Raw genomic sequence first — 14828 nt, 5'->3', positions numbered from 1 at the left:
GCGTCCGACTTCTTTCAGGTACTAAATGAGCGCCCGACAAGTGGGCGCCACCGGATTATTGATAAGCTAAGTATCTGAATTACAGCAGATTTCAAGAACTACCAGGACCTTCGAGCCAGATGGTGTGTTGCGAATCGGTGCGGGGGCGGCTGTGCGTGAGGGCGGCCAGCACCTGCACCACTTCCGCCACCGACTCCGTGCCGAAGCGTACGGTGACGCGGCATCGGTGCAGCCGCGGCGCCCGCGCCCGAATCGCCACGCCGTAGCGAATCGAGACCTTATCGAGCACTTCATCCAAAGGCGCGTCTTCAAACCGCAGCTGCCCCCGGCGCCAAGCCAGGCTCAGGGCCGGATTGCCTACGACGGCAGCACGCAGGGATCGGCTGGCCCGATCGAAGACGGCGTGCTGCGCAGGCAGCAAGGTAACCTTTTGGTTATCAAAAGGATGGGAAATTACTACTTTGCCGGTCAGTACCGTCACCTCCTGCCGCGCGGCCCGCGGATAGGCGTACACGTTGAAGCTGGTGCCCACCACGCGCGTTTGCAACGAGCCAGTATGGATCACGAAGGGCCGCCTAGAGTTCTTGGTAACCCGAAAATAGGCTTCGCCTTCGAGGTACACATCGCGGCGATGGGCCGCAAACTGCGCCGGATATGTAAACGTGCTGCGCTCGTTGAGCACCACGACGCTGCCATCGGCCAGGGTGAGCGAATCGGTGTGGCCCGCCGGCACGCGCTTGTGCAAATACACCAGCGGCACCGCCTTAAACGACTTGGTTCGGGCGAGGAAATTACCTCCCAGCAACACCAAAAGCGCTACGACGGCGGCTGCGGCAGCAAAAATCCGCGGCCAGAGCGGCCTTGTTACGGGCACGGAAGTGGCAGCACGGGGCGCAGACTGGTCGAGCCGGGCTTCGATTTTGGCCATCAGCTGCGGCGTCGGCGCGGCCGGGCGCTTCGGACTGTACTGCCGCTCGTAGTCTTCCAGCGCCGCCGTCATTTCCTGGGCCGATGCCTGCCGGAGCCACTGCACAAACGCTCGGTGCTCGGCCGCCGTGTGCTGTTCGGCAGCGAATTTTTCCAGAAACAGGCGGCGCTCGGAGGGTGTCATAACGGGGAGTTCGCGCCTATGACGCACTCGCCGCGGGAAAGGACCCCTCTGAAAATTAATTTATTTACAACTAATTGATGTACAGTTATTTATAAATAAAGGCTTAGTTCAGATTCACCGTTTCCAGCAGCGTGAGTACGCACAAGGCGCCGACAGACAAGTCGCTGTGCTGGTGCAGGTAGGCTTTTACGAAGGCGGTGGCGGCGTACAATTGCTTTTTGACTACGGACTTCGAAATGGAAAGCTGCTGGGCAATCTCATCCAGCGAAAGCTCCTCCTGCGTCCGCATCAAAAAAATCTGCTTGCGCTTGAGGGGCAGTTGTGCAATGGCCTGCTGCGCCATCTGGTAATCTTGCTGGTAAATCAGGGCGGCATCGGCAAATTCCGGGGCGGTTGTGAACGCCTGCAACCGTTTGTGGGCCGTGACCTGTCTTTTTTGCTGGCGCCAGTAATCGACTACTAGGTTTTTGGCCACCTGATAGGCATACGCTTTGAAGGAAGCCAAGTGCGGCAACGTCTCGCGCCGGTCCCAGATGCGCACAAAAACCTCCTGGATTATCTCTTCGGCTTCTTCCGTCGAGCCGACAAACAAAGTAGCGTAGCGAAACAAATCGTTCAGGTGGGCGCTGTACAAACACGTGAAAGCCACCCGATTGCCCGCCGCTACGGCCTGAAGCAATGCCCTTTCATCTGGTTCAGTACTCATACACGAATTGCGTTTGCCTAAAAGTACTTGGCTTGTACAGTGCTACTAGTTATCGAATTATTACCAATTAGCGGCAAAAATTGACTTTTGACGTGCTGAGCTGGTGTGGTCAGTTTTTCATATGCTATAATCTATTGACTATCAATCACTTAATAAGAATCATGTCAAAACAAAAACATCACACGGCTTGAGTCGCCCCCTAATCGAGAAGGTAGCGGCTGCGGCGCGGGGGCGCTTCGGGCACCGGTTCGCCGATCATTTCCAGCAACGTAGATTCGATCATATGGCTCATGGTGTTCAGCGCCAAATCGTTGGGTTCCAGTCCAAAAGGCGCTTCCAACTCGCGCACGATGGCATCGAGAGCCATAAACGTGTAGCCGATGAAAGCCACAATCAGCGGCGTCATCCAGCCAATGCTATCGACGAGTCCGAACGGCAGCAGAAAGCAATAGAGATACACCGTGCGGTGCAGCATCACGCTGTAGGTGTACGGAATCGGGGTGCCGGCCAGGCGCTCGCAGCCACCCACGATGTCGGAAAGTTGGTTGAAGTTGTGGTCGAAAGCCAGTTGCGTAGTCGTGTCGAGCTGCGCCGCCTCTTTGCTTTGCTGCACCCAGCGTCCCATTTCCAGGAGCAGCAACATGGGTTTGTAAGTACCCTTTTGCACGGTCTGCGCCACTGCTGCCGGCAGCAGCCGCACCAGATCCGGAGCGGCATCGGTACGCCGAAGCTGGTGTTTGAGCGCGTACGTAAACGCGATCAGCAACCGCACGAAATACGCGGTCCGTTGGGCATCAACTGAGTGGCTGCTCATGGTAAGGGCTTGGCGTGCCAGCGAGCGCGTGGTGTTTAGCAGAGCACCCCACAGCTTACGGCCTTCCCAGAAACGGTCGTAGCTGGCGTTGTTGTAAAAGCCCAAAAAGATGGCCAGCGTAACTCCAAACAATGTAAATGGCGCCGCATTCAGCGGGACTTTGTAGCTCAGCAGGTTGCCGTGAGCATATACCACACCCACCGACAACAGCACCAATACCACTAGCCGCGGCAGAATCTGGGGCAGCACCGAACCTTGCCACACAAACAGCAACCGCAGCCAGTTATTCTTGTCCCGAATAATCATGAGTCGAGCAAAAGTTACCTATACGCAGCTTCCGGCCCGACGCCGCACAAAGGCAGTCTACAGGACCTCGTGTTTCCGGGGCGCCTGACCTGAGGCCCACAAAGCCAACCTTTTTTCAATTAGGCAAGTATCAACAGGCAATGGCGCTGCTTGGCGGCGTTTCTCTCTCCCATCTCATGCCGACCTCACCATGAAAACCTTCCGTTTACCTCTGTTTTTTTGCCTGTTGCTGCTGACGTTTTCCATGAGCAGCTGCGCGGCCATTGCTGATATTTTCAAAGCTGGCGCCTGGACGGCCGTCATTGGCATTTTCCTGGTGGTCCTGCTGCTGTGGTGGATCGTGGGCAAAATGCGTCGCTAGCCTGCGCGCCTGCCTCATTCATAGGCTACTCTATCCAACAAAAAGCCCGACCTGCAACAGGTCGGGCTTTTTGTTGGATAGGAAATAAGGTCGTTTACTTCTTGGCGACGCGGTCGGGCATGGTGCCGATGATGTGATCCCAGAGCGTAGACGACACACCGAAGGCAATCTCGTCCTGCCGATAGTGGTGCTGCGCATGGTGATGCCACCATACTTTCAAAAAGTTTTTCGGCGGCGCATACACGTGAATGGCGTAGTGCACAAACAGATACAGCGCGTAGCCAAACACGAAGCCCGCCAGAATGCCGAAAGAAGCATTGCCAAACGTGAAGCGGAAAATAAAGAACAACAGCGACGCCACAAATACCGTGATGATGGGCGGCATGGCCAGGCGCGTCTTGTCTTTGGGGTACTCGTGATGCACGCCGTGCATGGTGTATTGAAACTTGGCCCGGCCGGGCGATGTAGCCGGAATGTGGTACACGTAGCGGTGCACCAAGTACTCGACGAACGTGAACAAAAACCACCCTATCAGAAACAGGCCGAAAGCCGAAAGCCCCGTCACCAAGCCACGGGTCAGGCCATAATACAGGCTCACGACGGCCGTGATCAGAAAAATGCCCACGGGCAGGGCAATATGCGTGTGCGACAAGCGCTCAAGCATAGGATTTTCAAACAACCGGGCCGACCCTTTGTGCTTGGGTTTTATTGCATCGGGCGTTTTGGCCGGCGTTGGTTTTACGTCGGGTACGGGAGCAGGATTCATATGAACAGGCGTCAGATTCAAGGAGCAAAAGTACGCAGCAGCGCGCAAATCACGCACCAAACTGTAGGCAATCAGCCTAACTGGTAGTTTGGTAGCGATCTATCAGCCGGCGCACGGCCTCAACCGATTTGGTCGGTGGGGTGCGCAGCGGCGCGCGCTCGTAAAACTGTTGCCGGGCCGCGAAGGTTTCGTGCATGCGCACAGCCAGCGCAGCCGGGTCGGAGAGTTGCGCCAACAGCGGCCGGTTGGCGGCGGAGCGCTGTAGTCGTTGCACCAGCTCGTCAAGGGGTACTTCCAGGTACAGAGTAAGCCCGGTAGAGAGCAGAATGTCAAGGTTTTGGTGAAAGCAGGGCGTACCGCCGCCGGTAGCCAGCACCATTTCCGGTTGGGCCTGCACCACCTCTCGCAACATGGCCGCTTCCTGCTCCCGAAAATACGCCTCACCCTCAGCGGCAAAAATATCGGTAATGCTACGCCGTTCGCGGCGCACAATCTCGGTATCCAGATCGAAAAATGGCACCTGATAAGCCGTAGCCAAGGCCCGACCCAGAGTGGTTTTGCCGGCTCCGGGCATGCCAATGAGATAAAGACGCATTCGAGCTGATTGAGAAATTGAGGAAGCTGAAGTACGGATTACAAAAGCTTATAAAGCAACGCCGACATAACTTACAAGTACTTATATATCAAATACTTATATAAAAAACAACAACTATCTAGGATAGCTTTACCCGCGGGTCGAGAACGGCGTACAGCACATCGACCGCAATGTTGATGACTACAAACAGGAAGGCGATGAAGATGGTGGCGCCCATCACCACCGGAAAATCCAGGGTTTCCACGGCCCGCAGCGTCACGGTGCCCAAGCCTTTCCAGTTGAAAATATACTCGATGAAAAATGCCCCTGCCATCAGCGAAGCCAGCCAGCCCGAAACAGCGGTAATAACTGGATTGAGTGCGTTTTTGAGCGCGTGCCCCATCACCGTATCATACCCAGATAATCCCTTGGCCCGCGCCGTGCGAATGTAATCTTGGCTCATCACGTCGAGCATGGAGCTGCGGGTGAGCTGGGTAATGATGGCCAGCGGCCGGATGCCCAGCGCGAAAGCCGGCAACAGCAGGTTGCGCAGGACCAAATGGGTGCCCGTAAACGGGTCGGTTTCGTAGAGCTGCCCCGTCAGGTTCAGACCGGTCCAGGAGCTCCAGTAAAAGCCGAACGTGATGGCAATGAGAATACCCGCCACAAAAGAAGGCACCGAAATACCTAATACTGAGATAGTTATCAAGCTTCTGTCGAGCCACGAATGCGGGCGCAGCGCCGCCACGATGCCAAACAAAATGCCAAATACCGCCGCCAGCAGCATCGCCGCCAAGGCCAGCCACAGCGTGCCGGTGAAATGATCGGAGAGGATGCTGAGCACGTCTTTGTTCGTCTGAAACGAGCGGCGCAGGTAGGGCTTTTTGAGCACCAGAGCCTTTTGCCCCAAGGGCAGCAGGGCGATGCCGCCGTATTTGGCCACACTAGCCGAGTCGCGACCGTGCACACCCAGTGGCGACACATCATTCAGATAGCCAACGAGTTGCAGTGGTACCGGCTGATCGAGGCCCAGATCGGCGGCGATGGCGGCACGGGTGGCCAGATCGCTGCGCTGCCCGGCGAGCAGCGCCACCGGGTCGCCGGGCAGCACGTTGAACAGAAAGAAAACCGTGAGCGCCACACCCACCAAAATGAGTAGGCCTTGCAACAGGCGGCGCAGAACGAATTGAATCATTGGAAGTTAGAAGCAGCTTGCTGCCGCTCCAGAATCAAGGTACAGCACTTTAAGTTTCTCCGTAATCCGGTCCGCCGACTAGTCGACGGCGTGGGCACAGTGCCTTTACAGAAGCTCCTCGATGGTGGCGCGGGTTGGGATGTCGTGGTAATGGAACTTGCCTTTCACCACGCCGTCTTTGAGGAGAATAAAGCCGGGATTGGAACGGATCATGGATTTGAGCACCGTCGCGTCGGCGTAATAGAAAGGCGCCGACAGGTTTACCTCGTGCCGAAATGCATCAAACTCGGCCGGGCTAGTGCTGGTAATGACCAACGGCATAATCTTCTTCTGCGACGAGTCGGCCGACTGCAACAGGCTGTTAATCTGCGTGAAGCGGTCGCGATCGGCTTTGTCGGTGTTCTGGATAATGAGTACCAGCTTGTTGCCTTGCAGGAGTTGCTGCGTGTAGTCGCCCTCGTCGTTCCAGACCTTGAAATCGGTGATTTTGGGCCCGGCGTTGGGGTTAAGCGGCACCATCTGTTTGAACTTCCAGGTAGTGTCCGTGGGGTATTCGGTAAACTCCTGGCTCGTGCCGTTGCGCTCCATGATGTATTTGTAACGCAGTGGTTCTGAGGGCTTCATGAGCTTGCCAATGTCATTACCGACTTTGTAAGGCAGGAAGTCGAAGTACGGCAAGTGCCCCAGCGCATACACCCCGATGCCAATGGCCACGGCCGCCGCGACCGTGATGTACATCACGCCCAGTTGGCCTTTGGCAAATACCCGCCGCAAGTAGCGTTGATTGGTGAATACCACGCCCCATAACCCCAACAGAAACAGATCTTTAGCGAAAGACGTCCAAGGATTGAGCTTGATAAAATCGCCGAAGCAACCGCAGTCAGTTACTTTGTTGAAAGCTGCTGAGTAGAACGTCAGGAAGGTGAAGAAGATGAGCAGCGCCAGCAGCGTCCAAAGCGTTTTGCGCAGGTGCCAGCGCAGCAGCAGCGCTACGCCCAATATCACTTCCAGAGAGCTTAGTACAATGGAAAGCGTACGGGCTATTCCCTTGAAATACAGAAAGAAGCTCCCAAAATCGGTGGCAAATACTTCGAAGTATTCTTCCAGCTTCAGGGCCGTCCCGACGGGATCGTTGAGCTTGATTAGCCCCGAAAAGATAAACAAGATGCCAAGCAGCGCCCAGCAGATACGGGTAACGAGTTTCATAGTGCCTTAAACAGCTGATTCTGAATCGGGTTGCGCGGCCACGGGCTCGTTGGCAAGGCCGCGCTTAATCAGGGCAAATACGGCGTAATTGAGCATATCGCGGTAATTGGCTTCCACGCCTTCCGATACGTAGGTCTGGCCGGCCAGGTCTTCGATTTGCTTGGTGCGGTGCAGCTTCATCAGGATGATATCGGTGATGCTCTCCACGCGCATTTGCCGCCAAGCTTCGCCGTAATCGTGGTTTTTGGCAAAGAGCAACTGGCGGTTTTCCTCGATCTCGCGGTCGTAGGCAGCGGCTACTTCGTCGGCGGGAAGATCATGCGGAGCATCCGCAGCTAATCGACTCTGCATCAATGCGATAACACAGTAATTGATGATGGCCACAAACTCTTCGTTGATCCCATCGGCGACGAGCTGCGTGCCTTTCTCCTGAATGGAGCGAATGCGCTGGGCCTTGATGTAAATCTGGTCGGTGACCGAGGGCAGCCGCATGATGCGCCAGGCCGTGCCGTAGTCGTGGGTTTTGGCCAGAAACAGCGTCCGGCAGTGCTGGATAACCCGGTTGTACTCGTGCTGGGTTTGGTTACTCAAAATTTTCAGCCTACTTTGTTGAGGACTTAGAAACGTGGGAACGTAGGGAATTGGCGCTGCTAGAGCAGGCTGTTGCTCCTTCATTTGGCTTGCGTCAGCAGGGCTGTTTCAGGGTGGAAAAACCAGGTTCCCGAGTCCTTAAGCCCCCAACTCCCATGGTAACCCAGGCCGCGAAAGATACGTGTTTTTCTCCGAGGCAAACGCTGCTTTGCCCCGGTGGCCGCGTGCTGGATTTGCGCCGGCCGCAGGTGATGGGCATCCTCAATCTTACCCCCGACTCCTTCTACGCCGATAGCCGCTTGGGCACCGATACGGCCGAGTTGCTGCGCCGCGCCGAAGCCATGCTCGCGGCGGGTGCCGCCGTGCTGGACTTAGGCGGCTACTCGTCGCGCCCCGGTGCCGAACACATCTCCGAAGCGGAAGAAAAGCGCCGCTTGCTGCCCGCTGTGGCTGCAGTGCGGCAAACATTCCCGGAAGCATTACTCTCCATTGATACCTTCCGGGCTGGCGTAGCCGCCGAAACGGTAGCGGCGGGTGCCGACATCATCAACGACATCGGCGGTGGCGAACTGGATGCCGATATGTTTGAAACGGTGGGCCGCCTCCGGGTGCCGTATGTGCTCATGCACATGCGCGGCACGCCCCAAACCATGACGCAACACACGAAGTACGAAGGCGACATCGTTACGGAGCTCGTGCGTTACTTCCGCGACAAAATCACTGCCCTGCACCGAGCCGGCATCACCGACGTGATACTCGACCCCGGCTTCGGCTTTGCCAAAACGCCAACTCAGGGCCACGAAATTTTGCGGCGCCTCGATGAGTTGCAAGTGCTGGGCTGGCCCATTCTGGCCGGGCTTTCGCGCAAATCGATGGTATACAAGCCCTTAGGATTGGCGCCGGATGCAGCCCTGACGGGTACCATCGCCGTCAATACCATGGCCTTGCTCAACGGGGCCCGCTTGTTGCGCGTACATGATGTAGCCGAAGCGGTGCAAACCATCCGGCTTGTTTCCAACACTTTCAGTCCCTCTTCCTCGTGATCGGCTCCTTCTCCATCGGCTTCCTGCGCATCGGCTGGATTGACGTGGCAGACGTGCTGCTCGTCACGGTGCTATTTTATCAGCTGTATAAGCTGCTGACGGGAAGCGTTGCGCTGAAGATTTTCCTGGGCTTCATGTCCATTTACCTGTTCTATCTGGTGGTGAAAGCGGCCGGCATGGAACTCTTAACCAGCATCTTAGGCCAATTTATGAGCGTAGGGGTGTTGGCCGGCATCATTCTGTTTCAGCAGGAAATTCGCCGCTTCCTGCTCAACATTGGTAAGGTTACGGCCTTCGACCGGGTGCGGGTGTTTCCATGGCGCCGCGACACGCCCTCCGAGCGTATGAGCGTGACGCCGTTTGTGGAGGCCGCCAAAAGCTTGGCGGGCAAAAACACCGGCGCACTCATCGCCTTTACGATGTCGTCGGAGCTGAAATTCTACGCCGAATCCGGCGATTTGATTGATGCCACCGTGAGCAAACGCCTGCTCATGAGCATTTTCAATAAAACCAGTCCCTTGCACGACGGCGCGGTCATCATCGCCAGCAACCGCATCAAAGCGGCGCGCTGCATTCTGCCCGTCAGCGAAAACCCCGACGTGCCCGCTTCAATGGGCCTACGACACCGCGCCGCCATCGGCCTTACAGAAGTAACTGATAGCGTGGTACTTGTGGTAAGCGAAGAAACCGGCCAAATCTCGCTGGTACGCGGCGGCGAAGTATTCCGCAACTTGTCATCAGCGGACTTGCGGTCCCGGCTCAACGAGTTCTTGTTCGATATGCAGCCAAAAGGCGCGGCCACATCTTCGGCGGCTACGGAAGTGGCAGCTTAAATCTATAAGCAGAACTAGGCTAGAAAACTCCCCTCCTTTTTTCAAGGAGGGGAGTTGCACTATAAACTCACTTTTTACGGCGTGTTCGTCACCACTTGACCCGCTTCGGGCTGGGCAGATGAGCGGTCTTTGAGCGTCCCTAGTTCCTTGCCTACTTCGATGAACGCCTGAATGGCCTTGTCCAGATGGGCGCGGGTATGGGCCGCCGACATTTGCACGCGAATACGAGCCTGACCCTTAGGCACTACCGGGAAATAGAACCCGATCACGTAGATGCCTTTCTCCAGCATTTTCGCCGCAAATTCCTGGCTGAGTTTCGCGTCGTACAACATCACCGGCACAATAGGGTGCTCGCCCGGCTTGATGTCGAAACCGGCTTCGGTCATCTGCTGGCGGAAGTACTTCGTATTTTCTTCCAAGCGGTCGCGGAGTTCGGTGCTTTCCGTGAGCAGGTCGAGCACGCGGATGCTGGCCCCCACAATGGCGGGCGCTAACGTGTTGGAAAACAGATACGGACGCGAGCGCTGGCGCAACATCTCAATGATTTCCTTACGGCCCGAAGTGAAGCCGCCCATCGCGCCGCCAAGCGCTTTGCCCAAGGTGCCCGTGATGATATCAACGCGGCCCATTACGTTGCGGTACTCGTGGGTGCCGCGGCCGGTTTTGCCCAGAAAGCCCATCGAGTGGCACTCATCAATCATGACCAGCGCCTCGTACTGTTCGGCTAGATCACAGATTTTGTCGAGTTGGGCAATCGTACCGTCCATGGAAAATGAACCATCGGTCACGACGATGCGATGGCGCGTGCCTTTGGCTACGGCATCCTGGAGCTGCTTTTCCAGGTCCGCCATGTCGTTGTGGGCGTAGCGGTAGCGCTGGGCTTTGCACAAACGCACGCCGTCGATGATGCTGGCGTGGTTGAGCGCGTCGGAAATGATGGCATCCTGCTCGTTGAACAGCGGCTCAAATACGCCACCGTTGGCATCGAAAGCCGCCGCGTACAGAATGGTATCCTCGGTGCCCAGAAACTCGGCCAGCTTGCGCTCCAACTCCTTATGTATGTACTGCGTGCCGCAGATGAAGCGCACCGACGACATGCCGTAGCCGTGCGTATCGATGGCTTCCTTGGCCGCTTTAATTACCTCAGGATGAGAGGATAAGCCCAAGTAATTATTGGCGCAGAAGTTCAGCACCTCGCCGGCTTCGTCGGTTTCGATTTCGGCGCCCTGAGGCGACGTGATAATGCGTTCTTTCTTAAACAGGCCGTTTTCTTTGATTTCGGCCAGTTGTTTTTCGAGGTCGGGCTGGAGGGTGGTGTACATCTTCTTGAAATGCTGAATAATGGATTCTGAATCGGGCTTTCGGCAGGGCCGTGGGAATAACCAAAGCTACGGGATCGGCGGGAATGCTGGCATTTGGCGCGGGCTCCCTACCACTCTTACGCTATAAACCTCGGCGCGTCATAAATGCGCGCACTCCCTCTCGCCCGCTAGTCATAAGCGCCTGTTTTTGCTGCGCGGAAACACGTTTGATTTTGGGGTTGAACCCTAATGTGCTGATGCTTATCGTTCGTTTCCAATCGGTGGGTTGGGCAGGATTCAGGTTTTCAATGGCCAGGGTGTAGAGCGCGCCCACGTAGCTGCCGAAGTTCTGAATATCGTACGGCGCTAATTGTTGCCGCCCGTTGCTCAACGTATCGTAGGCAATCTGCTCCGCCCGATCTAAGCGCAGGCCCAGCGTTTCGGGGTTGGAAAATGGTTTAGAAGCATTATTTATAACACTTTGACTATCAAGCAAATACCTGGCATCGTCAAACAGCCAGATCGGGTAGTTTGCTAGCAAGCCGCCATCTACTAACACATTGACTTTCTGATCTTTCTTCGGTTTCACTATCACGTTGCTGGCTTCATCGAGCAGCACCGCCCGAAAATACAGCGGAATGCTCATGGAAATCCGGACGGCATCGGCGACGCGCAGGTTGGGGCTAGTTTCGTAGCTAAACACCTGCGTGCGCTGGGTAGTAAGGTTGGTGCCGGTCACGTAGAGGTCGCGGGCCTGGCCCTGCTGGGCGCGTTCGTGGAGCTGGGCCAGTGTCAGGTTGGCGTTGCCGGTGCGGCGCCCCACCAGCTCGCTCATGTACTTCGTAAACTGATCGCCGCGGTACCAGCCATATTGTTTGAGTAGGCGCGTGCTGCCGCCAAAAAAGATCAGGCGGCCATCGTTGAGGCGCTGCACCGGCGTGCGATCGATGATCTCAATAATCTCCTGGGGCGAATAGCCTACGGCCAGCAATGCCGCCTGAATTGCGCCTGCCGAAGTGCCGCCCACTCGCTGAATCTCCGCCAAAACCCCTTGCTGCTCAAGTTCTTGCAGCGCCCCGCCATACGCGATGCCGCGAATCCCCCCGCCTTCCAGCACAAGGTTGCGATACTTTCCGGGAGGCCGAACTTGCCCCCTGCCGGGTACGATTAGCCACAGAAGCATTGCGAGTACAAGCACAACCTGACGCATACACGATAAGCACGGAAATTGCACATAACCGGACCGCCGGCTCACCGCTTCCGTAGTTCCTTTGTTGAGTTGCGCCAAAGATAATCACCCCTACCCGGTATCTTTGTAGCCCTCGTTACCACCCAACTTTGCTTTATCCATATGCAAACCACCCCCAGCGACACAACCGGCACCGTGCTTGTCATTGGCGCTTGCGGCCAGCTTGGCTTCGAACTCACCCACGAACTACGCCAGCTTTACGGCCCTGCCAACGTGATTGCCGCCGACGTGCGCCCGCCCAAACAAGCTGAGCTTCAGCAGGAAGGCCCGTTTGAGCTGCTCGACGTGCTCGACCGCGACCGCCTCTACGCCTTGGTGCAACAGTACCGCCCGAAACAGATTTATCACCTCGCGGCACTGCTGTCGGCTACCGCCGAAAAGGATCCGAAGTTTGGGTGGAAGCTCAACATGGACGGCCTCCTCAACGTGCTAGATGCCGCTGTGGAGTACAAGGTGGCGCAGGTGTACTGGCCCAGCTCCATCGCCGTGTTCGGCCCTGATACGCCCCGCGACCACACGCCGCAACTGACCATCATGAATCCCAACACGGTGTATGGCATCAGCAAACTGGCTGGTGAACAGTGGTGCGAGTGGTACCACAAGAAGTACGGCCTCGACGTGCGCTCACTACGCTATCCCGGCCTGATTGGCTACAAGTCGTTGCCCGGCGGAGGCACAACTGACTATGCCGTAGACATTTACCACAAAGCCATCGCGGGCCAGTCGTACGAATGCTTCCTGAAGGAAGATACTTACCTGCCGATGATGTACATGCCCGACGCCCTCAAAGCGACCATCGATCTGATGCACGCCCCGGCAGATCAAATAAAAGTACGCTCGTCGTATAACTTGGGTGCGATGAGCTTTTCGCCGGCCGAAATCACGGCTTCGATTCAGCGGCATTTCCCCGATTTTGAGGTCACATACCGGCCCGATTCGCGCCAACAGATTGCCGACTCTTGGCCCAAAAGCATCGACGACTCGCAAGCCGAGCGCGATTGGGGTTGGCAGCCACAGTACAACTTGGATAAGATGACCGACGACATGCTGTTGCATTTGCAGCCTGAACCGGCGCGGGCCTAGTCTTCTCGCGGAAGCTGAAAGAGCCTCTGCAAACCTCCGCGCAACCTTCGCGTACTTCTGCGGGAACCCAACGCTCGCACCCCGATGATTGTGAACTACACTGCCGACGGCTGGCAGATTATTTACCAGCAGTCGCATGCGCTGTTGGCGGCGCAGCTGGCGTGGCATTGGCACCCTTTTGGGCCCACCGACCGCTGGGTAGGCCTGATTGCGGCCGTGGCCCAACACGACGACGAACAGCAGCGCTGGGACGGGCACTACAGTCTGACGCCGGCTGGGGCGCCGGCCAATTTTACGCTCCAGGAGTTTTCGTTGGAGCAGGCCACGGGCGTGATGCGGGCGGCGCGGTTTCAGGGGCAGTGGCGCAGCTTGCTTACTAGCATGCACATGAGCTTCCTCTACGAAAGCCTGCGGGGCAAGAAAAAGGAAATCGATGCGTTTCTGGATGAGCAACTCAGCCAGCAAAAGCTATGGCGTAAAAACCTGAAAGTCAACAAGAAAGAAGCTCAACAAGCCTACGACCTTATGCAATGGTGCGACCGTCTCTCGCTGATTTTGTGTCGGCAGGAGATACCCGATATGGGCCGCACGCTGGAAATCAGCAAGGGTCCCGACGGCCAGCGTTACGAAGTAGTCGCGCCCCGCGACCCCGCGCAGGTGCAGGTAACACCGTGGCCGTTTGCAGCCAAGCAGGTGGAAGTCAGTATTGAAGCGCGCACGTTGCGGCAGTTGCAATTCCGCGACGACGAAGAGCTTGCCGCCGCGCTACGCGAAGCGCCGGTAGAAACGTTGCGTTGGCAGCTATATAAGTAATTGATTGTCAATTACTTATATAGCTGCCTTTTTCTATTTAATCTTCGTAACGGGCGTCGGGCTAGTCATGACGCCTGCGGGCAGGGTCTGAACGGCGGCGATGTCGTCGAGGCGGGTAGTTTTGGTGGAGTCGCTGCGGTCGGCGGCGAGCATGATGTCATCGTGGCGGCTGTAGTCGCTCCAGCGGCGGCGAAAAGCGGGGTTGGCATCAGTAGCTTTCGGAAAATACGCCCACTCATCCACGAGGCCGGTTGATTTGTTTACGAGCACCTCGTAGCGGTTGTCGGGCGTGACGCCCACGTTCTGAAAGGTCATTTCCAGCATGTCGGCGTCGGCGCCCTGCCGCGTTTTGGCGGGGCCTTTGTATTTGAGCGTCACACCCGAATCCTTCAGCTTAAAGGGCATCACGAGCCACCACGAATTGTTGACCCACGTGGGGTACATCTTGTCCAGCAGCTGTTTGCCTTCTTCGGTATTCGAGATATCCTGCCCGGCTTTGTAGGCGTGGCCCGTTTTTTTGTTGAGGTTGTAGTTGGCTACTAGGTCGTCTTTTTGCCAGTGAAAATCGCCGGTGTATTTGTCCCAGATCTGGTATTGCCCGCCGAAAAAGCTCCACCCCAGAAAGTGCGCTTTCTGCCAGTTTGGGTAGCCGCCCATTTTCTCCATCACGCGGTCGGCGATGGCAATGGCTTTGGCATCGGAACCGGCCTTGTTAAAACCTTCGGCCGCCGGATACGCGCTGTTGTCAGGAGCAGCGGTTGCGGCTTTCTCCTTTTTCGGGGCCTCGCACGCTACGGCGAACACGAGCAGGCAAACCGCACTCAGCGGGCGGAGCGAAAATAAAAAGTGTGGCATGACGACGCGAGAAATGGTGAG

General features: G+C 56.6%; 16 protein-coding genes. 5 read left to right on the top strand and 11 right to left on the bottom strand.

What is annotated here, in order from left to right:
• Positions 1–91: 91 nt before the first annotated feature.
• The 3 genes from FHG12_RS09965 to FHG12_RS09955 form a co-directional block, all read right to left on the bottom strand.
• A complete protein-coding gene (locus tag FHG12_RS09965; RefSeq protein ID WP_139515592.1) occupies positions 92–1111 on the bottom strand; it encodes a FecR family protein in 1020 nt (339 codons plus the stop codon).
• Between the two features lie 103 nt (positions 1112–1214).
• Positions 1215–1817, bottom strand: coding sequence for an RNA polymerase sigma factor (locus tag FHG12_RS09960; protein WP_139515591.1), 603 nt, complete (start codon positions 1815–1817; stop codon positions 1215–1217).
• Positions 1818–2016: 199 nt separating this feature from the next.
• On the bottom strand, positions 2017–2937 hold the full coding sequence (locus tag FHG12_RS09955; protein WP_139515590.1) for a bestrophin family protein: 921 nt from the start codon (positions 2935–2937) through the stop codon (positions 2017–2019).
• A gap of 190 nt (positions 2938–3127) precedes the next feature.
• On the opposite strand from FHG12_RS09955, the gene FHG12_RS21000 reads away from it, so the two are divergent.
• Positions 3128–3298, top strand: coding sequence for a hypothetical protein (locus FHG12_RS21000; RefSeq protein WP_165699362.1), 171 nt, complete (start codon positions 3128–3130; stop codon positions 3296–3298).
• A gap of 94 nt (positions 3299–3392) precedes the next feature.
• Here FHG12_RS21000 and FHG12_RS09950 read toward each other — a convergent pair whose 3' ends face one another.
• The 5 genes from FHG12_RS09950 to FHG12_RS09930 all read right to left on the bottom strand — a co-directional run bounded on the left by FHG12_RS09950 (position 3393) and on the right by FHG12_RS09930 (position 7630).
• A complete protein-coding gene (locus FHG12_RS09950) occupies positions 3393–4064 on the bottom strand; it encodes a sterol desaturase family protein (RefSeq protein ID WP_139515589.1) in 672 nt (223 codons plus the stop codon).
• 76 nt (positions 4065–4140) lie between these two features.
• Complete coding sequence (locus FHG12_RS09945; protein ID WP_139515588.1) at positions 4141–4659, bottom strand: shikimate kinase; 519 nt, start codon at positions 4657–4659, stop codon at positions 4141–4143.
• A 118-nt stretch (positions 4660–4777) separates the two neighbouring features.
• Positions 4778–5833 (bottom strand): ABC transporter permease, encoded by a 1056-nt coding sequence (locus FHG12_RS09940; protein WP_139515587.1) that lies wholly within the window; start codon positions 5831–5833, stop codon positions 4778–4780.
• A gap of 105 nt (positions 5834–5938) precedes the next feature.
• Positions 5939–7039 (bottom strand): BT_3928 family protein, encoded by a 1101-nt coding sequence (locus tag FHG12_RS09935; RefSeq protein WP_139515586.1) that lies wholly within the window; start codon positions 7037–7039, stop codon positions 5939–5941.
• Positions 7040–7045: 6 nt separating this feature from the next.
• A complete protein-coding gene (locus FHG12_RS09930; RefSeq protein ID WP_139515585.1) occupies positions 7046–7630 on the bottom strand; it encodes a DUF1599 domain-containing protein in 585 nt (194 codons plus the stop codon).
• 155 nt (positions 7631–7785) lie between these two features.
• Here FHG12_RS09930 and folP point away from each other — a divergent pair, with 155 nt between their 5' ends.
• Both folP and cdaA read left to right on the top strand, forming a co-directional pair.
• Positions 7786–8673 (top strand): dihydropteroate synthase, encoded by an 888-nt coding sequence (folP, locus tag FHG12_RS09925; protein ID WP_139515584.1) that lies wholly within the window; start codon positions 7786–7788, stop codon positions 8671–8673.
• Positions 8670–9506 carry a diadenylate cyclase CdaA gene (cdaA, locus tag FHG12_RS09920; protein WP_139515583.1) on the top strand — a complete coding sequence of 279 codons (837 nt, stop codon included), beginning with the start codon at positions 8670–8672 and terminating at the stop codon, positions 9504–9506. The genes folP and cdaA overlap by 4 nt, the downstream gene beginning before the upstream one ends.
• A 74-nt stretch (positions 9507–9580) precedes the next feature.
• On the opposite strand, the gene kbl is transcribed toward cdaA, so the two are convergent.
• Both kbl and FHG12_RS09910 read right to left on the bottom strand, forming a co-directional pair.
• Positions 9581–10828 (bottom strand): glycine C-acetyltransferase, encoded by a 1248-nt coding sequence (gene kbl, locus FHG12_RS09915; RefSeq protein ID WP_139515582.1) that lies wholly within the window; start codon positions 10826–10828, stop codon positions 9581–9583.
• A 121-nt stretch (positions 10829–10949) separates the two neighbouring features.
• Positions 10950–11990, bottom strand: coding sequence for a patatin-like phospholipase family protein (locus FHG12_RS09910; RefSeq protein ID WP_165699361.1), 1041 nt, complete (start codon positions 11988–11990; stop codon positions 10950–10952).
• 168 nt (positions 11991–12158) lie between these two features.
• Between FHG12_RS09910 and FHG12_RS09905 the strand changes: the two genes are divergently transcribed.
• Positions 12159–13139 (top strand): NAD-dependent epimerase/dehydratase family protein, encoded by a 981-nt coding sequence (locus FHG12_RS09905; protein WP_139515580.1) that lies wholly within the window; start codon positions 12159–12161, stop codon positions 13137–13139.
• A 90-nt stretch (positions 13140–13229) separates the two neighbouring features.
• On the top strand, positions 13230–13952 hold the full coding sequence (locus FHG12_RS09900; RefSeq protein WP_230471353.1) for a DUF3891 family protein: 723 nt from the start codon (positions 13230–13232) through the stop codon (positions 13950–13952).
• 33 nt (positions 13953–13985) lie between these two features.
• Here the strand turns inward: FHG12_RS09900 and FHG12_RS09895 are convergent, their stop codons facing one another.
• Positions 13986–14807 (bottom strand): hypothetical protein, encoded by an 822-nt coding sequence (locus FHG12_RS09895; RefSeq protein WP_139515578.1) that lies wholly within the window; start codon positions 14805–14807, stop codon positions 13986–13988.
• Positions 14808–14828: the final 21 nt, after the last annotated feature.

Origin of the sequence: Hymenobacter jejuensis (assembly GCF_006337165.1) — a bacterium.
GTDB classification, from domain to species: Bacteria; Bacteroidota; Bacteroidia; order Cytophagales; family Hymenobacteraceae; genus Hymenobacter; species Hymenobacter jejuensis.
The sequence above is the reverse complement of the archived record's forward strand: the minus strand, read 5'-3'. Positions and strand labels throughout refer to the sequence as shown.